The organism is Streptococcus toyakuensis, assembly GCF_024346585.1.
Taxonomy (GTDB): Bacteria; Bacillota; Bacilli; order Lactobacillales; family Streptococcaceae; genus Streptococcus; species Streptococcus toyakuensis.
Window position 1 is genome coordinate 991,722 of the sequence record NZ_AP024523.1, and the last position, 23,743, is coordinate 1,015,464.

The 23,743-nt window shown below is 37.9% G+C and carries 28 protein-coding genes; 18 read left to right on the forward strand and 10 right to left on the reverse strand.

Annotated features, from left to right (window positions below):
- The first annotated feature begins 3 nt into the window (after positions 1–3).
- Positions 4–933: a tagatose-6-phosphate kinase gene (locus tag STYK_RS05020; RefSeq protein ID WP_261805353.1), complete on the forward strand. Its 930-nt coding sequence runs from the start codon at positions 4–6 to the stop codon at positions 931–933.
- Position 934: 1 nt separating this feature from the next.
- Complete coding sequence (gene lacD / locus STYK_RS05025) at positions 935–1,915, forward strand: tagatose-bisphosphate aldolase (RefSeq protein WP_001229115.1); 981 nt, start codon at positions 935–937, stop codon at positions 1,913–1,915.
- Between the two features lie 96 nt (positions 1,916–2,011).
- Here the strand turns inward: lacD and STYK_RS05030 are convergent, their stop codons facing one another.
- The 4 genes from STYK_RS05030 to STYK_RS05045 all read right to left on the reverse strand — a co-directional run bounded on the left by STYK_RS05030 (position 2,012) and on the right by STYK_RS05045 (position 3,827).
- Positions 2,012–2,203, reverse strand: a complete 192-nt coding sequence (locus tag STYK_RS05030) for a hypothetical protein (protein ID WP_261805354.1) — start codon at positions 2,201–2,203, stop codon at positions 2,012–2,014.
- Between the two features lie 36 nt (positions 2,204–2,239).
- The gene (lacB, locus tag STYK_RS05035; RefSeq protein ID WP_261805355.1) at positions 2,240–2,758 is read right to left on the reverse strand and encodes a galactose-6-phosphate isomerase subunit LacB; all 519 of its coding nucleotides are present in this window, start codon (positions 2,756–2,758) and stop codon (positions 2,240–2,242) included.
- An 11-nt stretch (positions 2,759–2,769) separates the two neighbouring features.
- On the reverse strand, positions 2,770–3,198 hold the full coding sequence (gene lacA / locus STYK_RS05040; protein ID WP_261805356.1) for a galactose-6-phosphate isomerase subunit LacA: 429 nt from the start codon (positions 3,196–3,198) through the stop codon (positions 2,770–2,772).
- Positions 3,199–3,350: 152 nt separating this feature from the next.
- Entirely contained in the window at positions 3,351–3,827 is a 477-nt protein-coding gene (locus STYK_RS05045) for an RrF2 family transcriptional regulator (RefSeq protein WP_001239965.1), read from the reverse strand.
- Between the two features lie 195 nt (positions 3,828–4,022).
- Between STYK_RS05045 and STYK_RS05050 the strand changes: the two genes are divergently transcribed.
- The 9 genes from STYK_RS05050 (at position 4,023) to STYK_RS05090 (ending at position 11,449) form a co-directional block, all read left to right on the forward strand.
- Entirely contained in the window at positions 4,023–4,937 is a 915-nt protein-coding gene (locus STYK_RS05050) for a DMT family transporter (RefSeq protein ID WP_247933375.1), read from the forward strand.
- A gap of 3 nt (positions 4,938–4,940) precedes the next feature.
- Positions 4,941–5,120: a hypothetical protein gene (locus STYK_RS05055; protein ID WP_156790863.1), complete on the forward strand. Its 180-nt coding sequence runs from the start codon at positions 4,941–4,943 to the stop codon at positions 5,118–5,120.
- 17 nt (positions 5,121–5,137) lie between these two features.
- The gene (locus tag STYK_RS05060; protein ID WP_261805357.1) at positions 5,138–5,644 is read left to right on the forward strand and encodes a class I SAM-dependent methyltransferase; all 507 of its coding nucleotides are present in this window, start codon (positions 5,138–5,140) and stop codon (positions 5,642–5,644) included.
- On the forward strand, positions 5,622–6,344 hold the full coding sequence (locus tag STYK_RS05065; protein WP_033683558.1) for a class I SAM-dependent methyltransferase: 723 nt from the start codon (positions 5,622–5,624) through the stop codon (positions 6,342–6,344). The genes STYK_RS05060 and STYK_RS05065 overlap by 23 nt, the downstream gene beginning before the upstream one ends.
- A 305-nt stretch (positions 6,345–6,649) precedes the next feature.
- Positions 6,650–7,486 (forward strand): PRD domain-containing protein, encoded by an 837-nt coding sequence (locus STYK_RS05070; protein ID WP_203180658.1) that lies wholly within the window; start codon positions 6,650–6,652, stop codon positions 7,484–7,486.
- A 34-nt stretch (positions 7,487–7,520) separates the two neighbouring features.
- Positions 7,521–7,838, forward strand: coding sequence for a PTS lactose/cellobiose transporter subunit IIA (locus STYK_RS05075; RefSeq protein WP_039704004.1), 318 nt, complete (start codon positions 7,521–7,523; stop codon positions 7,836–7,838).
- Complete coding sequence (locus tag STYK_RS05080; RefSeq protein ID WP_261805358.1) at positions 7,838–9,529, forward strand: lactose-specific PTS transporter subunit EIIC; 1,692 nt, start codon at positions 7,838–7,840, stop codon at positions 9,527–9,529. Before STYK_RS05075 ends, STYK_RS05080 begins: the two co-directional genes overlap by 1 nt.
- Before the next feature lie 214 nt (positions 9,530–9,743).
- The gene (gene lacG / locus STYK_RS05085) at positions 9,744–11,150 is read left to right on the forward strand and encodes a 6-phospho-beta-galactosidase (protein ID WP_261805359.1); all 1,407 of its coding nucleotides are present in this window, start codon (positions 9,744–9,746) and stop codon (positions 11,148–11,150) included.
- 41 nt (positions 11,151–11,191) lie between these two features.
- On the forward strand, positions 11,192–11,449 hold the full coding sequence (locus STYK_RS05090) for a DUF3884 family protein (protein WP_084819641.1): 258 nt from the start codon (positions 11,192–11,194) through the stop codon (positions 11,447–11,449).
- A 104-nt stretch (positions 11,450–11,553) separates the two neighbouring features.
- Here STYK_RS05090 and STYK_RS05095 read toward each other — a convergent pair whose 3' ends face one another.
- The 4 genes from STYK_RS05095 to nrdH form a co-directional block, all read right to left on the reverse strand.
- Positions 11,554–12,321 carry a DeoR/GlpR family DNA-binding transcription regulator gene (locus tag STYK_RS05095; RefSeq protein WP_261104572.1) on the reverse strand — a complete coding sequence of 256 codons (768 nt, stop codon included), beginning with the start codon at positions 12,319–12,321 and terminating at the stop codon, positions 11,554–11,556.
- A 142-nt stretch (positions 12,322–12,463) separates the two neighbouring features.
- Complete coding sequence (nrdF, locus tag STYK_RS05100) at positions 12,464–13,426, reverse strand: class 1b ribonucleoside-diphosphate reductase subunit beta (protein WP_023939068.1); 963 nt, start codon at positions 13,424–13,426, stop codon at positions 12,464–12,466.
- A gap of 188 nt (positions 13,427–13,614) precedes the next feature.
- On the reverse strand, positions 13,615–15,774 hold the full coding sequence (nrdE, locus tag STYK_RS05105) for a class 1b ribonucleoside-diphosphate reductase subunit alpha (protein WP_261805360.1): 2,160 nt from the start codon (positions 15,772–15,774) through the stop codon (positions 13,615–13,617).
- A gap of 80 nt (positions 15,775–15,854) precedes the next feature.
- A complete protein-coding gene (gene nrdH / locus STYK_RS05110) occupies positions 15,855–16,073 on the reverse strand; it encodes a glutaredoxin-like protein NrdH (protein ID WP_000259242.1) in 219 nt (72 codons plus the stop codon).
- A gap of 348 nt (positions 16,074–16,421) precedes the next feature.
- On the opposite strand from nrdH, the gene STYK_RS05115 reads away from it, so the two are divergent.
- From STYK_RS05115 to STYK_RS05130, 4 genes are all read left to right on the forward strand, one after another.
- On the forward strand, positions 16,422–16,685 hold the full coding sequence (locus STYK_RS05115; RefSeq protein WP_000146947.1) for a phosphocarrier protein HPr: 264 nt from the start codon (positions 16,422–16,424) through the stop codon (positions 16,683–16,685).
- A gap of 5 nt (positions 16,686–16,690) precedes the next feature.
- Entirely contained in the window at positions 16,691–18,424 is a 1,734-nt protein-coding gene (ptsP, locus tag STYK_RS05120) for a phosphoenolpyruvate--protein phosphotransferase (protein ID WP_261805361.1), read from the forward strand.
- A gap of 124 nt (positions 18,425–18,548) precedes the next feature.
- Positions 18,549–19,043, forward strand: a complete 495-nt coding sequence (locus STYK_RS05125; protein ID WP_070482622.1) for a YkgJ family cysteine cluster protein — start codon at positions 18,549–18,551, stop codon at positions 19,041–19,043.
- A 56-nt stretch (positions 19,044–19,099) separates the two neighbouring features.
- A complete protein-coding gene (locus tag STYK_RS05130; protein WP_261805362.1) occupies positions 19,100–19,639 on the forward strand; it encodes a ClbS/DfsB family four-helix bundle protein in 540 nt (179 codons plus the stop codon).
- Positions 19,640–19,736: 97 nt separating this feature from the next.
- Here STYK_RS05130 and dhaQ read toward each other — a convergent pair whose 3' ends face one another.
- Positions 19,737–20,726 (reverse strand): DhaKLM operon coactivator DhaQ, encoded by a 990-nt coding sequence (gene dhaQ, locus STYK_RS05135; RefSeq protein WP_261805363.1) that lies wholly within the window; start codon positions 20,724–20,726, stop codon positions 19,737–19,739.
- Positions 20,723–21,253, reverse strand: coding sequence for a dihydroxyacetone kinase transcriptional activator DhaS (dhaS, locus tag STYK_RS05140; protein WP_261805364.1), 531 nt, complete (start codon positions 21,251–21,253; stop codon positions 20,723–20,725). The genes dhaQ and dhaS overlap by 4 nt, the downstream gene beginning before the upstream one ends.
- A 153-nt stretch (positions 21,254–21,406) precedes the next feature.
- On the opposite strand from dhaS, the gene dhaK reads away from it, so the two are divergent.
- Genes dhaK through dhaM form a run of 3 tightly spaced genes read left to right on the forward strand, consistent with a single transcriptional unit; the run spans position 21,407 to position 23,367 of the window.
- The gene (gene dhaK / locus STYK_RS05145; RefSeq protein ID WP_261805365.1) at positions 21,407–22,396 is read left to right on the forward strand and encodes a dihydroxyacetone kinase subunit DhaK; all 990 of its coding nucleotides are present in this window, start codon (positions 21,407–21,409) and stop codon (positions 22,394–22,396) included.
- A 21-nt stretch (positions 22,397–22,417) separates the two neighbouring features.
- On the forward strand, positions 22,418–22,993 hold the full coding sequence (gene dhaL, locus STYK_RS05150; RefSeq protein ID WP_261805366.1) for a dihydroxyacetone kinase subunit DhaL: 576 nt from the start codon (positions 22,418–22,420) through the stop codon (positions 22,991–22,993).
- Positions 22,993–23,367 (forward strand): dihydroxyacetone kinase phosphoryl donor subunit DhaM, encoded by a 375-nt coding sequence (gene dhaM, locus STYK_RS05155; RefSeq protein ID WP_125393864.1) that lies wholly within the window; start codon positions 22,993–22,995, stop codon positions 23,365–23,367. Before dhaL ends, dhaM begins: the two co-directional genes overlap by 1 nt.
- Positions 23,368–23,743 lie beyond the last annotated feature (376 nt).

A 23,743-nucleotide genomic window follows, 5' to 3' on the forward strand; every position in this document is an offset into this window, starting at 1 on the left:
CCTATGATTTTAACAGTCACAATGAACCCATCCATTGATATTTCCTATCCCTTGGATGAGTTAAAGATTGATACTGTCAATCGTGTGGTGGATGTAACCAAAACGGCTGGTGGTAAGGGCCTCAATGTTACCCGAGTACTTTCAGAATTTGGAGATTCTGTTCTTGCTACTGGTTTAGTTGGTGGTAAACTTGGTGAGTTTTTGGTTGAAAATATCGATGATCAAGTAAAGAAAGATTTCTTCTCAATTCAGGGAGAAACTCGTAACTGTATCGCTATTCTTCACGGAGACAACCAAACAGAAGTTCTTGAAAAAGGTCCTGAAGTATTGGAACAGGAAGGTCAAGACTTTTTGGAACATTTCAAAAAACTCTTGGAGTCAGTTGAAGTAGTAGCTATCTCAGGTAGTCTGCCAGCTGGCCTTCCAGTTGATTACTATGCGAGCTTGGTAGGACTTGCTAATCAAGCTGGCAAGCCTGTTGTCTTGGACTGCTCTGGTGCAGCACTTCAGGCGGTTCTTGAATCACCACATAAACCAACAGTCATCAAACCAAATAATGAGGAATTGTCCCAGCTTCTAGGAAGAGAAGTTTCTGAGGATTTGGATGAATTAAAAGAAGTCCTTCAAGAACCTTTGTTTGCAGGTATTGAATGGATTATCGTTTCACTTGGTGCCAACGGTGCCTTTGCCAAACATGGTGACACTTTCTACAAGGTAGATATTCCTAGAATTCAGGTAGTCAACCCTGTTGGATCTGGAGATTCTACAGTTGCTGGAATTTCTTCAGGACTTCTTCATAAAGAATCGGATGCAGAATTACTCATCAAGGCAAATGTCCTTGGTATGCTCAATGCTCAAGAAAAAATGACTGGTCATGTCAACATGGCCAACTATCAAGCTCTATATGATCAATTAATAGTAAAAGAGGTATAAAATGGCTTTAACAGAACAAAAACGTGCACGCTTAGAAAAACTTTCTGATGAAAATGGTATCATCTCAGCTCTTGCATTTGACCAACGTGGTGCTTTGAAACGCCTCATGGCTCAACACCAAACAGAAGAACCAACTGTGGCCCAAATGGAAGAACTTAAAGTTTTGGTAGCAGATGAATTGACTAAATACGCTTCATCTATGCTTCTTGATCCTGAATATGGACTTCCAGCAACTAAAGCTCTTGATGAAAAAGCAGGTCTTCTCCTTGCTTATGAAAAAACAGGTTATGACACAACAAGCACAAAACGCTTGCCAGACTGCTTGGATGTTTGGTCTGCAAAACGTATTAAAGAAGAAGGTGCAGATGCAGTTAAATTCTTGCTTTACTATGATGTAGATAGCTCAGACGAACTCAACCAAGAAAAACAAGCTTACATCGAACGCATCGGTTCTGAATGTGTGGCTGAAGATATCCCATTCTTCCTTGAAATCCTTGCTTACGATGAAAAAATTGCTGATGCAGGTTCTGTAGAATACGCTAAAGTAAAACCACACAAAGTTATCGGTGCTATGAAAGTCTTCTCAGACCCACGCTTTAACATTGATGTCTTGAAAGTTGAAGTTCCTGTTAACATTAAATATGTTGAAGGCTTCGCTGAAGGTGAAGTAGTTTATACACGTGAAGAAGCAGCAGCCTTCTTCAAAGCACAAGATGAAGCAACTAACTTGCCATACATCTACTTGAGTGCTGGTGTATCAGCTAAACTTTTCCAAGATACTCTTGTATTTGCTCACGAATCAGGTGCAAACTTCAATGGCGTTCTTTGTGGCCGTGCAACATGGGCTGGATCGGTTGAAGCATACATCAAAGATGGTGAAGAAGCAGCTCGCGAATGGCTTCGCACAACTGGATTTGAAAACATTGACGAACTCAATAAAGTTCTTCAAACAACAGCGACTTCATGGAAAGAACGCGTGTAGCACTCAAATTGTGAAAATAACTTCAGTCTAGGGATAGAAATATCTCTAGACTTTTTTGATGATGTAAAAATAACCTTGAGTTAGTTATCCTCAAGGTTATACTCTTCGAAAATCAAATTCAAACCACGTCAGCGTCGCCTTATCGTAGGTATGGTTACTGATTTCGTCAGTTCTATCCACAACCTCAAAACAGTGTTTTGAGCTGACTTCGTCAGTTCTATCTACAACCTCAAAGCACTGCTTTGAGCAGCCTGCGGCTAGTTTCCTAGTTTGCTCTTTGATTTTCATTGAGTATTAGATAAAATATAGAAGGCGGAATACAAGTTAATCGTGATATTCTCCACGATCCCACTTGGCATTCTCTTCATCGAAGATATGATCATTGGCAGCTACATCTGGGCTCACTTCAGATAGTTTATCAATTTTCGCAATCAATTCCTCTTTTTCAGGACTTGGTTTGTATTTGGTATTGATAAATTCATCTACAATGTTGTTAATGAAATTGATACCTAGGATAGCACCACCGAAAGCAACAATATTAGAATTGAGATTTTCACGAGCGGAACGAGCAGTCGCAACATCTCCGACAAGTACAACTCGAGTTCCAGGAACTTTATCAGCAGATACAGCAATTCCAACACCTGTACCGCACAGGGCAACTCCAAAGTCAGCCCGTCCATTGACGACTTCCTCTGCAATTAAGCGACCATAAATAGGATAGTGGGTACGGACGAAATCATAAGTACCAACATCAATGATTTCATGACCTTGTTCTTTTAGGTGTTTTGAAATCTTCATCTTCACATCTGTTACAATGTGATCACAACCGAGAGCTATTTTCATGGGAATACCTCCTAGCAGAGCTTGTTCAGCATATCAATGCGAACTTGGTGACGGCCAGCATCATAGTTGTGCTCAAGAAAGGTTTTGACTATTTCAACTGCTAAAATATCACCTGTAATTCCAGAACCAATTGTAATGATTGGAGTAGAATTGTGTCGAATAGTCATCATGGCAGAGTGTTCATCGGAAACAGCGGCGCAGATAATACCTTTAAACTTATTAGCAGGCATAAAAGAATGTCCAAACTTGTCAAAAAGAATAGCGCGAGCTTGCTTATATTTTCTAAACTCTGTAATAGCATTGACAGTAGAATAAACGAAATCCTCAGAACCTTGTGTAGAGTTGAGATCAATTACTTCATAACCAGAATGAAGCAGATAGTGTTTGACGGTTTCTTTCAGTTGGAAACCATCTTGGTCAGTAGCTAAAATAACTTTCATAAGAACCTTCTTTCTTTAGCTATCCAAAAGCATGCAATGAAAGATCATTGTTGACGATATAGAAGATATATTATGTCTTCAAATATAGTATAGTCCTTGTAAAATTATTTGTCAAGGATTCATAAAAACTAGCTGAAAAATTTTTTCTCCAGCTAGTTTTGGCATTTATTGACCCAATTTCTGATATCGGTTAAATCATAGTTAATCTCAGATTGATGGGCTACCTGGCTGAGTGTAATAGAAGTCAGGGTTGCAACTAAAGTGTTTTCAATAATATCAAGAGAGTTGGTTACAACGCATCTTTTAGCCTTTTTACTTTCCTCGTTGCCTAAGAATTTTTTTAGAAGATTTTGACTTTCAAAGATTCGATTTTTTCCTTCTATAGCTACAAATACATCGTAAAAGGTGATTTGGCTGAGGGGTTTAGAAAGAGCAACGCCTCCATTTTTCCCTCTAACGGATTTAACCAACCCTTCGTTGTCTAATAGTTTTATAATTTTTTTCAAATAAGAATCTGAAACTTCTAGCCGTTCACTCAAGGAAATTGTATTGATATACTTTCCTTCAGGTAGCTGATCTAACATGAGTAAGACATAGACTGACTGTTCCCAACCTGATGACAATCGCATGTTTGTACCTCCATATAAAAAGATAATCATTATCCACAATTACCAGTATAGCCTTTTTTTGTTTTTTTCTCAATACATAGGAGTTTAAAAAAATAATCTTGGAATTTTTTGATAAATCTCTTGACATTCATTTTTAAAAGAGTAGAATAAAAGACAAAAAATATCATCAATATCTTTTAAAAGAAGGGGAAATAAATGAAACGAGGTTCAAATTTTATTTTTTTGATTTCTATATTACTTACCACACTTTTTATGGGGTCGTCTTTTCCAACTGGGAAATATCTCATAGTAGTTGAAAAGACTCCTCCATTATTACTTGGAGGTGTTCGATTTATTATTGCTGGGTTAGTGATGTTAGTATTATCGTTTTTATTTGGCAAGGGAGGGACTATCATCCCTAAAAGTCAAGGTAGTAAGATAAAGGGGTTTATATTGGTTGTGACTATCGGGATTTTACAGACAGCTGGAACCATGGGATTTCTTAATCTTGCCCTAGCTCATGATGTATCATCATCGATGTCTTCCATTATCTTATTTACGAATCCTCTTTGGTTAGCTTTCTTAGCACATTTTTTGTTAAAAGATACATTGACTATTCAGAAGATAAGTGCATTAATATTAGGTGTGGCTGGAGTTGTTACTTGTATAGGACTAGATGTATCTGCGTTTAGTTTAGGTGCTTTGTTTGCTTTACTTGGTTCATTTTGTTGGTCGGTCAATACAGTTGTCACCAAGAAAATTCCTTTTGATAACGGTCCGTGGATATTTACAGCTTGGCAATTGTTATTAGGTGGGGTATTCCTTTACATATTCTCAATACCTGTGCATGAAAGTTATAACTTTCTAAATTTAGGATTTTGGGGCTGGGTTTGGTTTATATGGTTAATTATTCCTGCGTCTGTTGGTTCGTTTGGACTGTGGTTTTATAGTCTAGGACAAAGGGGAGCAACAGTAGCTAGCAGTTTCTTGTTTTTAGTTCCAGTATTTTCAACTATCTTTTCTATTATGGGCTTACATGAGCCGTTTACATTGAATTTAGTTCTTGGTGGTTCGATGGTTGTGTTAGCATTGGTATTAGTAAACTGGAAAGTCAAGGGAGAAGAGGAGTAGTTTATGGAAGTTGGAAATGATATTGTTATTCAAAATGGAACACAATGGAGTTTTGGTAATGGTGTAGCTCAACATTTTGATGAGCATGTTAGACAATCCATTCCTTTATATGATGAAGGACATGACCTTGTTTGTCATCTAAGCGATTTTTTATTCGTGACCATTCCTTATGTTATGAGCTAGGCTCTGCAACGGGTAATTTGATTGGTAAATTATACCAGCGTCACAAGTCTAAAAAAGAAGTTCGTTTTATCGGGATAGAAGAGATTCCAGAAATGAATCAGGTGGCACAATCAAAATTTCCTGAGCTTGAATTTATAACAAGCTCCGTGGAGGAAGCCAGGTTAGAACCCAGCGATTTAATTATTAGCTATTATTTCCTTCAGTTTATTCTCCCAGACAAGAGAATAAAGATTTTATCAAAAATACATGAATCGTTAGTTGAAGGTGGAGCGTTTATTCTATTTGAGAAAGAAATCATGACAGATCCGAAGGTAAATAAGTTGATAGTTTCCAATTATATTAAATTCAAGCAAGAACATGGATTTAGTCCAGAAGAAATTCTATCTAAGCAATTGAGCTTGGAGGGAGTTATGATTAACCACACTCATGCTGAAAATAAAGAAATGTTAAAGAGTGCTGGATTTCATCATGTAGAAACGATAATGAGATATGGAGAGTTCAATGGATACATTTGTTTTAAATGAAGATAATCACAAGAAATGGGAAGAATTACACGCCCAATCATCAAAAACAGAGACACGCTTAGTTCCTAATGATGCAGTTCAAAAGATTTTTTCTTTGAGAAATCAAATTGTTACTCAAAACGATGAGTGTAGGGTATTAGAAGTTGGTTGTGGTTTTGGAAGGAATCTTTACTATTTAATTGAAAATCATTATGCGGATACTTATTGTGGTGTAGATTTAACAAAAGAGGCCGCTGATAGTGCAAAACGATTATTGACTAAGTCATTTCCACAATTTAATTGTCATATAACACAGACAGATGTAGGTAAAGGTTTAGATTTTCCTGACAATCATTTCGATTCTATATTTGATATAATGTCTGCGATTACATTTATAGTGGATGAAAAAGATAGACAGAACTATTTTTCAGAGGTGAAAAGGATGTTGAAAACAGGAGGAATGTATTATTTTTATTGTCCACGGAAAGATGGAATTTTCCGAGATGCAATTCCTGATAATTCTTTACTAGAAAAAGGTTACATACGTAGAAAACTAGATTCAATGTTAGAAAGAGTTTATACAGAAAGTGAGTTAATTGAATTATTGGCTCCTATGCGTCTTGTAAAATTAGAAATCGGTTCAAAACATACTAGAGCTTTTGGTGATGAGTTGTTTATTAGGAATAATGGATTTTGGTTTGGAGCTTTCAAAAAAATATAGAGTTATTAGTACACTTGTTTTTGACTTGAGAGGAAATTTTCTGCACTATAAACACTTATTTTCTAATTTTGTTTACAGTTTTATTTTTTGATAAAAATATGCTCAAATAAAGTAAAAAAAGTTTCATGTAAAGGTTTACAAAATAACTTACTTGTGCTATACTTAAATCACAAGTTAATACAAGGTGAGTGTTACTAAGTAATATTAGGCATGATCACAGGTGAATTAGAAATCGGCTGATTTTCTAGTTCATTTGTGGTCATTTTTTGTACTCATATACCTTTAAGATGTAAAAGGAGGTTGACATGTATCGCATTCTAAATCCAATGAATCACAATGTCTCGCTTGTCAGAAATGATAAAGGAGAAGAAGTGATTGTGATCGGTAAGGGGATTGCATTTGGAAAGAAGAAGGGGGATTTGATTGCTGAACATCAGGTTGAGAAAATCTTTCGGATGAAGACTGAAGAGTCAAGAGAAAACTTTATGGCTCTCCTCAAAGATGTTCCGCTTGATTTTATCACAGTGACCTATGAAATCATTGATAAGCTATCAAAGAAATATCATTATCCGATTCAAGAGTATCTCTACGTAACCTTGACAGATCATATTTACTGTTCTTACCAAGCTCTAGCACAAGGAAGGTACAAGGATAGTAATCTGCCAGATATTTCCACTAAGTATCCTGTCGCTTTTCAAATCGCAAATGAAGCATTTGAAATTTACCGCCAGAAGCTAGCAGATCATTTTCCTGAGGACGAAATTATTCGAATTGCTTATCATTTCATCAATGCCGAAGGCGAGAATGAAGTGGAACTTGTGGAGTCGATTGATAAGAGGAAAGAAATTCTCAGGAATGTTGAGGAAGTTCTAAAGGAATATGCAATTCAACGAACCAAAGAGAATAACCATTTCTATGATCGCTTTATGATTCATCTGAATTATTTCTTGGATTATTTGGATAGATCTAGAGATGATAACCAATCTCTTCTTGATATGGAAGATCATATTAAACAATCCTATCCAAAAGCGTTCGAGATTGGATCCAAGATCTATGATGTGATTACGCAACATACGGGTCTTGATTTGTATAAAAGTGAACGAGTTTATCTAGTTCTACATATCCAACGTTTATTGTCATAAAAATTTATTTAAACTATATAAGGAGAATTCTATCATGAATAGAGAAGAAGTAACATTGTTAGGTTTTGAAATTGTAGCCTATGCTGGCGATGCTCGTTCAAAATTATTGGAAGCCTTGAAAGCTGCTGAAGCTGGCGATTTTGCGAAAGCGGACGCTCTGGTAGAGGAAGCTGGTAGCTGTATTGCAGAGGCTCACCACGCGCAAACAAGTCTATTGACTAAGGAAGCTTCTGGTGAGGATTTAGCGTATAGTGTGACCATGATGCACGGTCAAGACCATTTGATGACAACCATCTTGTTAAAAGATTTGATGCACCACTTAATCGAACTTTATAAGAGAGGAGTTAAATAATGAACAAACTCATTGCATTTATTGAGAAAGGAAAACCTTTCTTTGAGAAACTATCTCGTAATATCTATCTTCGTGCTATTCGTGATGGTTTTATTGCTGGTATGCCTGTTATTCTCTTCTCAAGTATCTTTATCTTGATTGCTTTTGTACCAAACTCATGGGGCTTTAAATGGTCTGATGAAGTTGTAGCTTTTCTGATGAAACCTTACAGCTATTCAATGGGAATTCTGGCTCTCTTGGTAGCTGGTACAACTGCCAAGTCATTGACGGACTCAGTTAACCGTAGCATGGAAAAAACCAACCAAATCAACTATATGTCAACACTGTTGGCAGCGATTGTCGGTTTGTTGATGTTGGCGGCTGACCCAATTGCAGGTGGTTTTGCAACAGATTTCCTTGGAACAAAAGGTTTGCTTTCAGCCTTTCTTGCTGCCTTTGTTACCGTAGCTATCTATAAGGTCTGTGTTAAGAACAACGTTACCATTCGTATGCCTGACGAAGTTCCACCAAATATCTCACAAGTCTTTAAAGATGTGATTCCATTCACTCTATCTGTTGTTTCTCTTTATGCTCTTGATTTACTAGCTCGTCATTTTGTTGGTGCAAGCGTAGCAGAATCAATCGGTAAATTCTTTGCACCATTATTCTCTGCTGCTGATGGTTATCTAGGTATTACGATTATCTTTGGTGCATTTGCCTTCTTCTGGTTTGTTGGTATCCATGGTCCATCTATTGTTGAACCTGCTATCGCAGCAATTACCTATGCCAATGCCGAAGTCAACTTGAACCTTCTCCAACAAGGTATGCACGCTGACAAGATTCTTACTTCTGGTACACAAATGTTTATCGTTACCATGGGTGGTACTGGTGCGACACTGGTTGTTCCATTCATGTTCATGTGGTTAACAAAATCAAAACGTAACCGTGCAATCGGTCGTGCTTCAGTAGTCCCAACATTCTTTGGTGTAAATGAACCAATCTTGTTTGGTGCACCACTTGTATTAAACCCAATCTTCTTCATTCCATTTATCTTTGCTCCAATCGCAAACGTTTGGATCTTCAAATTCTTTATTGAAACACTTGGAATGAACTCATTTACTGCTAATCTACCATGGACAACTCCAGCTCCACTAGGTCTAGTTCTTGGTACCAACTTCCAAGTTCTATCATTCATTCTTGCTGCCCTTCTAATTGTGGTTGACGTAGTTATTTACTATCCATTCCTTAAAGTCTATGATGAACAAATTCTTGAAGAAGAACGTTCAGGTAAGTCTAATGATGAATTGAAAGAAAAAGTTGCTGCAAACTTCAACACTGCAAAAGCAGATGCTATTCTTGAAAAAGCAGGTGTAGAAGCAGCTCAAAATACAATTACAAAGGAAACAAATGTCTTGGTTCTTTGTGCAGGTGGAGGGACAAGTGGACTTCTTGCGAATGCTTTGAATAAGGCAGCTGCAGAATACAATGTTCCTGTGAAAGCAGCAGCAGGTGGCTATGGTGCTCACCGTGAAATGTTGCCAGAGTTTGATCTTGTTATCCTTGCTCCTCAAGTGGCTTCAAACTTTGAAGATATGAAAGCAGAAACCGATAAACTCGGTATTAAACTTGCCAAGACAGAAGGCGCTCAATACATCAAATTAACCCGTGATGGAAAAGGTGCTCTTGCATTTGTACAAGCTCAATTCGATTAACGATAGGGACTGTGAAACAGTCTCCTCTCGTTACGGAAATCGCTATGGCGGATTTCCTAATCGCCTTGTTAATTCGTCGGTAAAAAGATATCGTTTTTACCTCCTCATGTCACAATTTGGTGACTCGGTACAAGAAGTGAGATGGAGAAGGATGGCTCACTGACTCCTCTCCTCTCACTTTTACTTTATTTAAATCATGAAATAGGTGAAAAAAATGACAAAAACACTTCCCAAAGACTTTATTTTTGGTGGCGCAACAGCTGCCTATCAGGCAGAAGGTGCTACACATACTGATGGTAAAGGACCAGTAGCGTGGGATAAATATCTTGAAGATAACTATTGGTACACTGCAGAACCAGCCAGTGATTTTTACAATCGATATCCAGTTGACCTCAAGCTAGCAGAAGAGTATGGTGTCAATGGTATTCGAATTTCTATTGCTTGGTCACGTATTTTCCCAACAGGCTACGGTCAAGTAAATCAAAAGGGTGTTGAGTTTTATCATAATTTATTTGCAGAGTGTCACAAACGTCATGTTGAGCCCTTTGTAACTCTTCATCACTTTGATACGCCAGAAGCTCTCCACTCAAATGGAGACTTCTTAAACCGTGAAAATATTGAACACTTTGTAGACTACGCTGCCTTCTGTTTTGAAGAATTCCCAGAAGTAAACTATTGGACAACCTTTAATGAAATTGGGCCAATTGGTGATGGTCAATACTTGGTTGGAAAATTCCCTCCAGGTATTCAGTACGACCTTGCCAAAGTTTTCCAATCGCACCACAATATGATGGTTTCTCATGCGCGTGCAGTCAAGCTATATAAAGATAAAGGCTATAAAGGTGAAATTGGTGTTGTTCATGCTTTGCTAACCAAGTATCCTTTAGATCCTAAAAATCCAGCAGATGTTCGTGCAGCTGAGTTGGAAGATATTATTCACAATAAATTTATTTTGGATGCAACTTATCTAGGTCGCTATTCAGATGAAACGATGGAAGGTGTTAACCATATCTTATCAGTCAATGGTGGTAGCTTGGATCTTCGTGAAGAAGATTTCACAGCATTAGAAGCTGCAAAAGACTTGAATGATTTCCTAGGAATCAACTACTATATGAGTGACTGGATGGAAGCATTTGATGGAGAAACTGAAATTATCCATAATGGTAAGGGTGAGAAAGGAAGCTCTAAGTACCAAATCAAAGGTGTTGGTCGTCGTGTAGCTCCTGATTATGTACCACGTACAGACTGGGATTGGATTATCTACCCTCAAGGTTTGTATGACCAAATCATGCGTGTGAAGAAAGATTATCCTAACTACAAGAAGATTTACATCACTGAAAATGGTCTAGGGTATAAAGATGAGTTCGTTGATAACACTGTTTATGATGATGGCCGTATTGATTATGTCAAACAACACTTAGAGGTCTTATCTGATGCGATTGCTGATGGTGCAAACGTCAAAGGATACTTCATCTGGTCATTGATGGATGTCTTCTCTTGGTCAAACGGTTATGAAAAACGCTACGGTCTCTTTTATGTAGACTTTGAAACTCAAGAACGTTATCCTAAGAAATCAGCTCACTGGTACAAGAAAATAGCTGAAAGTCAGATTATAGACTAGTAGAATGAGTAATTAGATATAGAATTCTAGTGAGGCAAAAGATGTTCAAAGATTTTATCCAATCAATTTATGAAAAAGTTTATATTATCAATTTTGATAAATGTTCTCAAATACCTCGTTTGACTAATGAGGAGCTGAAAAATCTTGGGAAATGGTATATCTCTACCGGTAAAGAATGGATTTGCCATTCAGACTATGAGCTAGAAGAATTTAAAAATATCTTTTTAAGTTTTATCAGTCCTGAAGAACGGGATAATATCTCCTTTGATTCAGATTTTATGCCGTTTCAACAATCATAAAGAATCTAGGAAACTCTTTGTAAAAATCTTCATCCAAAAATGCGTCATATCAAGATTCTTATTTTCTTGATATGACGCATTTTATTTTTTATCAATCCTCAGTTTTATGGTTTAGAAAGAATAATTTTTGTTTGTTTTGAAAGTTGTTCAAACGTTTCTTTGCTCAGTTTAGAATCTGAAACGATGGTATCAATATCAGAGATATTGTAGAAGGTATAGAAATCAAATTTATTGAACTTACTATGGTCAGCTAGTAAGTATTTTTTATTGGAATTATTGAGGGCGATGCGTTGAGATTCACCTTCCTCTTCACTAAAGGTCGCAATCGCATTGTCTTTAATACCATTACAGCTAACGAAAGCTTTAGAAAATTGGAGATTGGCTAGGTTTTGCAAGGTTAGTGTTCCGACAAAGGCTCCAGTGATAGAGCGGTAGTTTCCACCAATTAAAATCAAATCTGTTAGTTTTCGTTCGTTTAGAATGAGAAAGACTGGTAAACTGTTTGTTACAACACGAATATTATCAATTGGAAGTTCACGAGCAAAAGATTCCAAGGTTGTCCCTGGCCCAATAAAAATGGTTTCACCCTCATCAATTAAATGGCCTGCAAAACGGCTGATTTCTTGTTTTTCTGCGATTTGTAAGCCTTGTTTTTCAATATTGGAACGCTCATTATTTAAAATAGAACCTGTGCGAATTTTCTCAGCTCCACCGTGAACTCGAACAAGTAAATCCTTGTCTGCCAACTCTTGCAAGTAGCGTCTAGCAGTCATATCTGACACATCCAAGCGAGTCATGATTTCTTTTACAGTAATAGTTCCCTTTGTATTTACCGTTTCTAGAATATTATCTAGTTTTTCCTGCTTTAACATCGTTATCACCTCTATTTCTATTACTATTTTATCATAAAGTATTCAATCAATCAATTTAAAAAACAAAAGAAAACAAAAACAAAAATATCATGGTTGTTTTAAACAAGCCATGATATTTGTTATCAGTTCTGGGATAATTGAATTAGTCTAAACCGTAGTTATAGTCATCGTCTTGCATGGCTTCAACTTCGCCAAGAAGGTAACCATTTCCGACTTGAGAGAAGAAGTCATGGTTGGAAGTTCCTGTTGAAATACCGTTCATAACGATTGGGTTGACATCTTCAGCTGAATCTGGGAAAAGTGGATCTTGTCCCATGTTCATGAGAGCTTTATTGGCATTGTAGCGAAGGAAGGTTTTAACCTCTTCAGTCCAACCAACACCGTCATAAAGACTCTCTGTGTAGCCTTCTTCATTTTCATAAAGAGTATAGAGTAGGTCGTACATCCATTCTTTGAGTTTTTCTTGCTCTTCTTCAGGCAATTCATTGAAACCAAGTTGGAATTTGTAACCAATGTAGGTTCCGTGAACAGACTCGTCACGAATAATCAATTTAATGATTTCTGCAACGTTGGCTAGTTTGTTGTTACCGAGATAGTAGAGGGGAGTGAAGAAACCAGAGTAGAAGAGGAAGGTTTCGAGGAAGACGCTGGCAACTTTCTTTTCAAGTGGGCTGCCGTTTAGGTAGATTTCGTTGACAATCTCAGCCTTCTTTTGTAGGTAAGGATTGGTATTGGTCCATTCGAAAATTTCTTCAATCTCAGCCTTAGTATTTAAGGTAGAAAAGATTGATGAGTAAGATTTAGCGTGGACAGATTCCATAAATTGGATGTTATTGAAAACAGCTTCCTCATGTGGTGTACGGATGTCTGCGCGAAGGGCTTCAACCCCAGTTTCAGATTGCATAGTGTCAAGAAGGGTTAAACCACCAAAAACTTTTCCGACCAAGTCTTTCTCTTTGTTAGATAGCTTTCTCCAGTCATCCAAGTCGTTTGATAAGGGAATACGTGTATCGAGCCAAAATTGCTCCGTCAGTTTTTCCCAAGTTGATTTGTCGATGACATCTTCGATGGCATTCCAGTTAATGGCTTTGTAGTAAGTTTCCATTTAAAATCTCTTTCTGTGTTTAGTATTGCGAACTCACAATTATTTCTACTTTACCATAATTCTATAGGAGTATCGCACAAAAAGTCGGAAGCCCGACTTTTAAAATGTTACATAAATTATGTTATGACCTAGTAGATTTGATTTTATCAGTGCTGCTTAGGGGAAAAATAATGTTTCTATGCTAGAAACTAAATCACACAGCTTTCACATTGGTTGGCGCCGACTTCTCCACCGTCATCAGTAAAGGTACGGACGTAGTAGATAGACTTGATTCCCTTGTTAAAGGCATAGTTACGAAGGATGGACAAGTCACGTGTCGTTTGTTTATTTTCCCTCTTCCATTCGTAAAGGCCTTTTGGAATGTCACTACGCATGAAGAGGGTGAGTGAAAGTCCTTGATCCACGTGTTCAGTCGCAGCAGCGTAAACATCGATGACTTTACGCATATCCATATCGTAGGCAGAAGTGTAGTAAGGAATGGTTTCTGTAGACAAGCCAGCAGCAGGGTAGTAGATTTTACCAATTTTCTTCTCTTGGCGTTCTTCGATACGTTGCGTAATCGGGTGGATAGAAGCAGAAACGTCGTTGATATAGCTGATAGAACCATTTGGTGCTACAGCAAGGCGGTTTTGGTGGTAAAGACCATCTGCTTGAACCTTGTCGCGAAGTTCAGCCCAGTCAGCAGCACTTGGGATAAAGACATCTTTGAAGAGTTCTTTAACATGTTCTGATTTTGGAACAAACTCGCCTGTAATATACTTGTCGAAGTAGCTTCCGTTAGCATAGTCTGATTTTTCAAAATTGTGGAAGGTGATACCACGTTCACGCGCGATATTGTTTGACTCAACCAAAGTCCAGTAGTTCATAAGCATAAAGTAGATGCTTGTAAAGTCAACAGACTCAGGCGATCCATACTCAATCAGTTGTTGGGCAAGGTAGCTGTGAAGTCCCATGGCACCAAGACCAAAAGTATGAGCTTGGCTATTTCCATGGTCAATCGTAGGTACAGCCACGATGTGCGAACTATCTGTAACGAAAGTAAGGGCACGAACCATAGCACGGATTGAGCGACCAAAGTCAGGTGAAGTCATCATGTTGACTACGTTGGTTGAACCAAGGTTACATGAAACGTCCGTTCCCATTTGAAGGAATTCTTGAGCATCGTTGATCAAGCTTGGTTCTTGGACTTGAAGAATTTCAGAACACAAGTTACTCATGATAATCTTACCATCAACAGGATTTGCACGGTTAGCCGTATCAATGTTGACTACATAAGGGTAGCCAGACTCTTGTTGCAATTTAGAGATTTCAGTTTCCAAATCACGCGCCTTGATTTTTGTCTTGCGAATATTTGGATTTGCGACCAATTCATCGTATTTTTCAGTGATGTCGATGTAGTTGAATGGCACACCGTATTCTTTTTCTACAGAGTAAGGACTGAAGAGGTACATTTCTTCATTTTTACGAGCCAATTCGTAGAATTTATCTGGTACTACAACACCAAGTGATAGGGTTTTGACACGAACTTTTTCATCGGCATTTTCTTTCTTAGTTGAAAGGAAGGCGATGATGTCTGGGTGAAAGACATTGAGGTAAACCACCCCAGCACCTTGACGTTGACCCAATTGGTTAGAGTAAGAGAAACTGTCTTCGAAAAGCTTCATAACAGGAACGACACCTGAAGCAGCTCCTTCATAACCCTTGATAGGTGCACCAGCTTCACGAAGGTTGCTGAGGGTAATTCCCACACCACCACCAATACGTGAAAGTTGAAGAGCTGAGTTGATAGAACGTCCGATAGAGTTCATATCATCCGTCACTTGGATTAGGAAGCAAGATACCAACTCCCCACGACGAGCACGTCCAGCATTCAAGAAGGAAGGAGTAGCAGGTTGGTAGCGTTGGTGGATGATTTCATTGGCAATATCGATTGCAACAGCTTCATTCCCATCAGCGAAATAAAGGGCGTTAAAGAAGACACGGTCTTCCATATTTTCAAGATAGTATTCACCGTCATTAGTCTTTAAGGCATATTGATTGTAAAATTTATAAGCTGCCATGAATGACTTGAATTGGAAGTTTTGGTCTTTGATAAATTGAGCCAATTCTTCCAAGAACTCTGGACGGTATTTCTTGATAAAGGCTGTTTCGATGTAGTTGTGTTCAATGAGGTAATTGATTTTGTCTTTGATTGAATCAAAAACCATAGTGTTTGGAACTACATTTTCTTTAAAGAAGGCATCCAAGGCTTCCTTATCTTTATGAAGCATGATTTGTCCATTAACAGGACGGTTAATTTCGTTATTAAGACGGAAGTAAGTCACGTCTTCAAGATGTTTTAATCCCATAAAATTTCCCTTATCTAATTACAAAAGAAAGGCTTCTAAGTTAGCCCTAAAAGCAGTTTCTTCTGGATGATGTACTAAGATTATGCTAATTGTTTCAGTTTTCCTGGTTGGAAACCTGAAAAGACTTCAGTTGGTGTTTGAATAATAGGAGCTGCGCTAAAACCGAGTTCTTTGACTTGATCGATGTACTCAGGCTGCTCATCAAGATTGATTTCTTTATATTCAACGTTATTACTGTCCAAGAAACGCTTGGTCATTTTACATTGGACACAATTGTTTTTAGAATAAACGGTTACCATTGTGTAACTCCTCTTTAAAATTTAATTCTATCCTAGTATATCAGAAAATAAAATTTTGTCAATGATTTGAACTAAATATAGTGGTCTTTTTTTCTAGTCAAGCTCACAAAACACAATATGTAGTGTTTGTTTTATAAAACAGCAATGATTATCCTAGAAGTAGTTTTTTGGAAAACTATATCCTGTGTTTTGTTATCTAGAATAGAAGATTTTCAGCAAGTTATCTGAAAGGAAATCGAATAAATCCCATAAAATGCTTGAAAAAAATCCTAGAAGATGGTATAATACCAAATTGTAAGGGTTATCACATATAACTCAAAAAAGAAAGAACAAAAGGAGAGTCAAACTATGGCTTCTAAAGATTTCCACGTAGTGGCAGAAACAGGTATTCACGCACGTCCAGCAACATTGTTGGTACAAACTGCAAGCAAATTTGCTTCAGATATCACTCTTGAGTACAAAGGTAAATCAGTTAACCTTAAATCAATCATGGGTGTTATGAGTCTTGGTGTTGGCCAAGGTGCTGATGTAACTATCTCAGCTGAAGGTGCAGATGCAGATGACGCTATCGCTGCAATCTCAGAAACAATGGAAAAAGAAGGATTGGCATAAGGAAAATGACAGAAATGCTTAAAGGAATCGCAGCATCTGACGGTGTTGCAGTTGCAAAAGCATATCTACTCGTTCAACCGGATTTGTCATTCGAGACTGTTTCAGTCGAAGATACAAACGCAGAAGAGGCTCGTTTGGATGTAGCTCTTGAAGCTTCTCAAAACGAGCTTTCTCTTATCCGTGAGAAAGCTGTAGGTACGCTTGGTGAAGAAGCGGCTCAAGTTTTTGACGCTCATTTGATGGTTCTTGCTGACCCAGAATTGATTGGTCAGATTAAAGAAACAATCCGTGCTAAGAAAGTCAATGCAGAAGCAGGTCTTAAAGAAGTGACTGACATGTTCATCACTATCTTTGAAGGCATGGAAGATAACCCATATATGCAAGAACGTGCAGCGGATATCCGCGACGTGACAAAACGTGTATTGGCAAATCTTCTTGGTAAGAAATTGCCAAACCCAGCTTCTATCAATGAAGAAGTAATCGTGATTGCGCATGACTTGACACCATCTGATACAGCTCAATTGGACAAAAACTTTGTAAAAGCTTTTGTAACAAATATCGGTGGACGTACAAGCCACTCAGCTATCATGGCACGTACACTTGAAATTGCAGCTGTATTGGGAACAAATAACATCACTGAAGTGGTGAAAGACGGTGATATCCTTGCCGTTAACGGAATTACTGGTGAAGTGATTATCAACCCAACAGATGAACAAGCGGCAGAATTTAAAGCAGCTGGTGAAGCTTATGCTAAACAAAAAGCTGAATGGGCACTTTTGAAAGATGCTCAAACAGTGACTGCTGACGGTAAATACTTCGAGTTGGCTGCTAACATCGGTACTCCAAAAGACGTGGAAGGTGTTAACAACAACGGTGCAGAAGCGGTTGGACTTTACCGTACAGAGTTCTTGTACATGGATTCTCAAGATTTCCCAACTGAAGATGAGCAGTATGAAGCATACAAAGCTGTTCTTGAGGGAATGAATGGTAAACCAGTGGTTGTTCGTACAATGGATATCGGTGGAGATAAGGAACTTCCTTACTTCGATATGCCACATGAAATGAACCCATTCCTTGGATTCCGTGCCCTTCGTATCTCTATTTCTGAAACTGGAGATGCAATGTTCCGTACACAAATCCGTGCCCTTCTTCGTGCTTCTGTTCATGGTCAATTGCGTATCATGTTCCCAATGGTTGCCCTTTTGAAAGAATTCCGTGCAGCCAAAGCAGTTTATGAAGAAGAAAAAGCAAACCTTCTTTCTGAAGGAGTTGCAGTTGCGGATGACATCCAAGTTGGTATCATGATTGAAATCCCTGCAGCAGCAATGCTTGCAGACCAATTTGCAAAAGAAGTAGACTTCATGTCAATTGGAACAAACGACTTGATCCAATACTCAATGGCAGCAGACCGTATGAACGAGCAAGTTTCATACCTTTACCAACCATATAACCCATCAATCCTTCGCTTGATCAACAACGTTATCAAGGCAGCTCACGCTGAAGGTAAATGGGCTGGTATGTGTGGTGAGATGGCTGGTGACCAAAAAGCTGTTCCACTTCTTGTCGGAATGGGCTTGGATGAGTTCTCTATGTCAGCAACATCAGTCCTTCGTACACGTAGCTTGATGAAGAAATTGGACACTGCTAAGATGGAAGAGTACGCTAACCGTGCCCTTACAGAGTGTTCAACAATGGAAGAAGTCCTTGAACTTCAAAAAGAATACGTTAACTTCGATTAATGTCATTAACCTAGTTGCAAGGTTTTTTGATACATTTGGGAATAGTATAGTCTTGTGAAGTCCACTTTTCAATGATGAAGAGGCATGATATAATAGGAGAAACAAATAGAATAAGAGAGAAATCATGTCTAAAGAAATTGATATTGAGTATTACCACCAGCTAGCCTTGCAAAAGCAAAAGGAGCACCGTAAAATTTTAGCCAATTTAAAGAAAAAACCACCAAAAAATCTGGATAAGATAGCCCAACAGATTCACCAAGAAGTTTTTGCGGAGATTGATTGTACGGCCTGTGCTAACTGTTGCAAGACATTGGGGCCTGACTTTAAAGAAGCGGATATTACACGAATCGCCAAGTATTTTAAGATGAAATTACCTGCTTTTGAAGCGGAGTTTCTGCAGGTAGATGAAGATGGGGATAAGGTTTTTAAATCCATGCCTTGTCCCTTTCTAGGAGGAGATAATCTCTGTTCCATCTATGATGTTCGTCCAAAGGCGTGTCGTGAATTTCCCCATACAGACAGGAAAAAAATCCATCAAATCAACCATTTGACGATTAAGAATACCTTGACCTGTCCAGCAGCCTATCTCTTTGTTGAGAAATTAAAGGATAAGTTATAGAGATTTAAAGGATAAAAAATTTCTAATAATAACTAGTAATATGAAGGGAGAACTCTGTGCCTAGACCGAAAACAAAAGAGGAGCTAATGCTGGCCTCTAAGGAAAACTATGAAAAGCTCAATCGTTTCATCTCCCAACTAAGTGAAGATGAGCTACAGATTCCATTTGATTTTTCAAGAGACCCAAAGAAAAAAGAAGCTCACTGGAAAAGGGATAAAAATCTACGGGATGTCTTGATCCATCTTTATGAATGGCAGCAGTTACTTTTGACTTGGGTACATTCCAATCAAAAAGGTCACGAAAGACCTTTTCTCCCTGAATCTTATAATTGGAAAACTTATGGAGAAATGAATGTCGCTTTTTGGAAGAAGCACCAGAAAACCTCCTTAGAAGAAGCGACTAGACTCCTAGAACAATCACATAGGAAGGTTTTAGAGTTGATAGAAGTTTTTAGCAATGACGAACTCTTTACCAAAGGTGTCTATAAGTGGACTGGCGGAACAAGTCTAGGTTCCTACTTTGTCAGTAGCACGTCAAGCCACTATGATTGGGCTATGAAAAAACTCAAAGCTCATCGGAAGAATTGTAAGGGATAGATGGCCTATTTGAAATGGCAAGAATGAGTTCTTTTAAACGTAAGATAAAAGCAAAGGGCTATCAAGTGATGTAGCCCTTTTGAGTTATACAAGCAAATTACCATGCAAAAGCTGTCGTTGGAGCATTGAGCGCTTCTAACCACTGTTTATTTTTTACGGGGCAAAGAGTTACGGATATACCTGCCATATCTAGGCTGGTCATAAATGTTCCTGATTTTATAAAAGTAATAGTGACTCCTTCAATTTCTAAGAGTTGAAGGAGATCATTGATAAATATGCCCATTTCTAAGTTGCTGGTAGTGCCTAGATTATTTACAAGCAATATAAATTGATCACCCTTTTTCCAATGATAGTGCAATCTTAATTTACTTATAATTTCATTTGCAAGGATTTCCGATGATTGGAATAGGACGATACGATAGCCTTCTTCGCCATGTATCCCAATACCATAAGAAATATTTCCTTCTTCCAAGTTAAATAGTGGAAGGGTGGCTTGGGGGAGACTAGCAGCTTTCGTTGCAAAGCCAATTGTTGCGATTTCGGGAGCAAGTTCATGACCTAAATCAGTTAGTTGCTCTATGTCGGCATCATTTTGAGCTGCAAATCCTAGGATTTTATGAAGTAAGATAGTCCCTGCAAGTCCTCTCCCTCTAATTTGAAATCTATTGTGAGGTTCAATTGAAATATCGTCGTGCGCCAGACTATAGCCGACCTTAATTCCTTCTTTTCTAGCAGTATTAATGGCCCAGCTAAATTCTTTGATGTCTGCTTCGAAATTTTTTACAATGATGAAGACACCGTGACCATTGTTTAAAAAACGAATGGACTCTAAGATTTCAGTTCTTGTAGGTGGAGTAAATAATTGGCCATAGATAGCAGCGGTAAGCATTCCTTCTCCCACATATCCAATATGAGCAGGTTCGTGTCCTGAACCTCCACCCGCCAATATTGGAATCTGATGAGGATTGCGTTTTTTTTGATAGACTAATGGTAAGGTAGGGTGTTTTTCTAATTCAGGATGACTGCTGACAGTTGCCGAAATGTAACTTGAAATAATTTTCTGTTTATGATTTGAAATAAATGTCATTGTGGTCTCTTTCCAATAATGGTCATGATTAGAAAGTCTGGTTGTGGAACTGGACTTTTTTTATTGACGTAAGCCTTCACGATTTCTGCTAGAGCATGTGAATGATAGTCTAACAAAAAACAAGTATAAGCAGATGAATCGATATCAATCTGACCGTATTCACTTAAAATTTTTGATACAAGCAAGCGACAGTAGCTGATAAATTGGTCATAGAAGTTATTTTGCCCTTGAATATCAAAAAGTTGAATATAAAAGTCACGCTCTTGTTCGAAATAAAGAAATAATTCTTGTAATAGTTTTTGGCCTGAAATGAAGTCCAAGTTATTGGTGATATACTCGGTTAAGTCATTTTCAAATATCCAGTCTAGCAGTTCATATTTGTCAAGAAAGTGATTATAAAAAGTCTGTCTACGAATGCCAGCTGATTCCATGATCTCTACAATAGAGATTTTATCAAATTCTCTAGTAGCTAATAGGTCTCTAAATGCCTTGGCAATCCGTTTTTTTGTAATAAGTGATGATGCCATAGGAAGCCTTTCTGTTACTTACTTCATTTTACCAAAAAAATGTTTTAAACGGGTTTAAAAGGGGACAAATAATAGAATCTGTCCCTTATCATCCAGCAATAAAAAATATATAATGAAAGCGAAAACAAAGGTAAATGCCGAAAGGAGTTTCTCATGAAAAAAATTATAAATGAACCGACACAAGTTGTTGATGAAATGTTGCAGGGATTGTCATTCATGCATGATGACTTGGTAGAACGCATAGATGGTTTTGATGTCATTGTTAGAAAGGCAGAAAAGACAGGAAAAGTTGGACTCATTTCAGGTGGAGGTTCAGGACATGAACCAAGTCATGCTGGATTTGTAGGAGATGGAATGTTGTCTGCTGCCATTTGTGGAGCAGTCTTCACTTCACCTACTCCGGACCAAATTTTAGAAGCCATCAAGGCGGCTGATGAAGGTGCTGGAGTTTTCATGGTCATCAAGAACTATTCTGGTGACATTATGAACTTTGAAATTGCACAAGAACTTGCTGAAATGGAAGGTATTGATATAGCAAGTGTTGTAGTCGATGATGATATTGCGGTTGAAAATAGTCTCTATACCCAAGGTCGTCGAGGTGTCGCAGGTACTATATTAGTCCATAAAATTTTGGGTGCTGCAGCTCGTTCTGGTAAATCATTATCTGAAATAAAGGACTTGGCCGACAAACTTGTCTTAGAAATTAAAACAATTGGGCTAGCCTTGTCTGGAGCAACCGTTCCTGAAGTTGGGAAACCAGGTTTTGTTCTAGAAGATGATGAATTTGAATATGGAGTTGGTATCCACGGTGAGCCAGGATATAAGAAAGAGAAAATGCAACCTTCAGCACAATTGGCCTCAGAATTGATTGAAAAATTATCTGAAGGTTTCCAACTTAAGGCTGGAGAACGCTATGGCCTTCTCATTAATGGTTTAGGAAGCACTCCTCTTATGGAACAATACGTATTTGCAAATGATGTGGCTAAATTACTCCATGAAAAAGGTGTTGACTTGGCGTTTAAGAAAATTGGAAACTATATGACATCGATTGATATGGCTGGCTTGTCATTAACATTGATTCGATTGGCAGATGATGAATGGTTGGATGCTCTAAATGCACCTGTTACTACCCCAGCTTGGTAAAACTCAAGGAGGAAATGTCGCATGAATGCTGAACAAGCTCTTGAATGGATGAAGATTTTTAATGAAAAGATTCAAGAACAGAAAGATTACCTTAGTGAGCTAGACACTCCTATAGGAGATGGAGACCACGGTGGAAATATGGCGCGTGGCATGGCTGCAGTTATGGAGAACTTAGAAGGAAAGCAATTTGAGACCAGCAGTGATGTTTTTAAACTTGTCTCAATACAACTACTGAGTAAGGTAGGAGGTGCTTCTGGTCCCTTGTATGGCTCTGCTTTTATGGGCATGGCCAAGGCTGATTCTAATTCGAAAATAGAAGAAATCTTGCAAAGTGGTTTGGATATGATTGTCAAACGTGGGAAAGCAGAAGTTGGAGAAAAGACAATGGTTGATGTTTGGACTCCTGTTATTGCGGCCTTGTCTGATGGCCAGTTGACTCAAGAGGTTATTGATAAGGTAGTGAATGCTACCAAAGATTTACTTGCAACTAAAGGAAGGGCATCTTATGTAGGAGAACGTTCTCTTGGACATATTGATCCTGGATCATTTTCATCAGGTTTACTCTTTACTGCTCTTTTAGAGACTGGGGTGGTTTAATGGGAAGTATTGGTCTTGTTATCGTTTCACATTCCAAACACATTGCAGAAGGTGTTGTTGAACTGATTAGTGAAGTAGCTAAAGATGTTCCGATTACTTATGTAGGAGGAACCGAAGATGGAGGAATTGGAACAAGTTTTGATCAAGTAGATAGGGTTGTTTCCGAAAATCCAGCAGATACTTTATTAGCCTTTTTTGACCTAGGTTCTGCTAAAATGAACTTAGAAATGGTGGCTGATTTCAGTGATAAAAGTATCGTCATCAATAGGGTTCCAATTGTAGAAGGTGCCTATACTGCAGCTGCTCTTCTTCAGGCTGGTGCAGAACTGTCAGTTATTCAAACACAGTTGTCGGAGATTGAAATCAATAAATAAGGAATCTTCCTATCATTCCTTTTATAGGTGAGTTATTGATTATCTCAACTATCAAATTTTAAGTAAATGATTTCAAAATCAGAAAGGGATTGCTTGGGCAGTTCCTTTTTATTTTAACAGGAGTAAAGCTATAGTGTTTCTAAATTGTGAATCAATCAAAACTGATTGTGATGGGACTATTCTAGCTTTAGAATTCTTTAAAAATTAAAATTTAAGGCAATCAATGACTTAGAATAGTGAGAAAACATTTAGTTTATAGGAATTCTAGGCCTAGAATTGCATAAATATTTATGAAGTTAGGATGTTCGATAGATAGAATTGTTCTATTCTGAAAGATTTTGACAATCAAAAGTCTAGAAGAGTGATTTATAAGTAT

What these genes read in the sequence shown, in the direction of transcription:
- lacG (WP_261805359.1), top strand. Translation starts at nt 9,744, where the DNA reads ATGACAAAAACACTTCCCAAAGACTTTATTTTTGGTGGCGCAACAGCT.
- nrdF (WP_023939068.1), bottom strand. Translation starts at nt 13,426, where the DNA reads ATGGAAACTTACTACAAAGCCATTAACTGGAATGCCATCGAAGATGTC.
- STYK_RS05065 (WP_033683558.1), top strand. Translation starts at nt 5,622, where the DNA reads ATGGATACATTTGTTTTAAATGAAGATAATCACAAGAAATGGGAAGAA.
- STYK_RS05030 (WP_261805354.1), bottom strand. Translation starts at nt 2,203, where the DNA reads ATGAAAATCAAAGAGCAAACTAGGAAACTAGCCGCAGGCTGCTCAAAG.
- STYK_RS05095 (WP_261104572.1), bottom strand. Translation starts at nt 12,321, where the DNA reads ATGTTAAAGCAGGAAAAACTAGATAATATTCTAGAAACGGTAAATACA.
- nrdE (WP_261805360.1), bottom strand. Translation starts at nt 15,774, where the DNA reads ATGGGATTAAAACATCTTGAAGACGTGACTTACTTCCGTCTTAATAAC.
- STYK_RS05090 (WP_084819641.1), top strand. Translation starts at nt 11,192, where the DNA reads ATGTTCAAAGATTTTATCCAATCAATTTATGAAAAAGTTTATATTATC.
- dhaL (WP_261805366.1), top strand. Translation starts at nt 22,418, where the DNA reads ATGAATGCTGAACAAGCTCTTGAATGGATGAAGATTTTTAATGAAAAG.
- lacD (WP_001229115.1), top strand. Translation starts at nt 935, where the DNA reads ATGGCTTTAACAGAACAAAAACGTGCACGCTTAGAAAAACTTTCTGAT.
- dhaM (WP_125393864.1), top strand. Translation starts at nt 22,993, where the DNA reads ATGGGAAGTATTGGTCTTGTTATCGTTTCACATTCCAAACACATTGCA.
- STYK_RS05050 (WP_247933375.1), top strand. Translation starts at nt 4,023, where the DNA reads ATGAAACGAGGTTCAAATTTTATTTTTTTGATTTCTATATTACTTACC.
- dhaQ (WP_261805363.1), bottom strand. Translation starts at nt 20,726, where the DNA reads ATGACATTTATTTCAAATCATAAACAGAAAATTATTTCAAGTTACATT.
- STYK_RS05070 (WP_203180658.1), top strand. Translation starts at nt 6,650, where the DNA reads ATGTATCGCATTCTAAATCCAATGAATCACAATGTCTCGCTTGTCAGA.
- dhaK (WP_261805365.1), top strand. Translation starts at nt 21,407, where the DNA reads ATGAAAAAAATTATAAATGAACCGACACAAGTTGTTGATGAAATGTTG.
- STYK_RS05020 (WP_261805353.1), top strand. Translation starts at nt 4, where the DNA reads ATGATTTTAACAGTCACAATGAACCCATCCATTGATATTTCCTATCCC.
- STYK_RS05125 (WP_070482622.1), top strand. Translation starts at nt 18,549, where the DNA reads ATGTCTAAAGAAATTGATATTGAGTATTACCACCAGCTAGCCTTGCAA.
- lacA (WP_261805356.1), bottom strand. Translation starts at nt 3,198, where the DNA reads ATGAAAGTTATTTTAGCTACTGACCAAGATGGTTTCCAACTGAAAGAA.
- ptsP (WP_261805361.1), top strand. Translation starts at nt 16,691, where the DNA reads ATGACAGAAATGCTTAAAGGAATCGCAGCATCTGACGGTGTTGCAGTT.
- STYK_RS05055 (WP_156790863.1), top strand. Translation starts at nt 4,941, where the DNA reads ATGGAAGTTGGAAATGATATTGTTATTCAAAATGGAACACAATGGAGT.
- STYK_RS05045 (WP_001239965.1), bottom strand. Translation starts at nt 3,827, where the DNA reads ATGCGATTGTCATCAGGTTGGGAACAGTCAGTCTATGTCTTACTCATG.
- STYK_RS05115 (WP_000146947.1), top strand. Translation starts at nt 16,422, where the DNA reads ATGGCTTCTAAAGATTTCCACGTAGTGGCAGAAACAGGTATTCACGCA.
- nrdH (WP_000259242.1), bottom strand. Translation starts at nt 16,073, where the DNA reads ATGGTAACCGTTTATTCTAAAAACAATTGTGTCCAATGTAAAATGACC.
- STYK_RS05080 (WP_261805358.1), top strand. Translation starts at nt 7,838, where the DNA reads ATGAACAAACTCATTGCATTTATTGAGAAAGGAAAACCTTTCTTTGAG.
- dhaS (WP_261805364.1), bottom strand. Translation starts at nt 21,253, where the DNA reads ATGGCATCATCACTTATTACAAAAAAACGGATTGCCAAGGCATTTAGA.
- STYK_RS05075 (WP_039704004.1), top strand. Translation starts at nt 7,521, where the DNA reads ATGAATAGAGAAGAAGTAACATTGTTAGGTTTTGAAATTGTAGCCTAT.
- lacB (WP_261805355.1), bottom strand. Translation starts at nt 2,758, where the DNA reads ATGAAAATAGCTCTCGGTTGTGATCACATTGTAACAGATGTGAAGATG.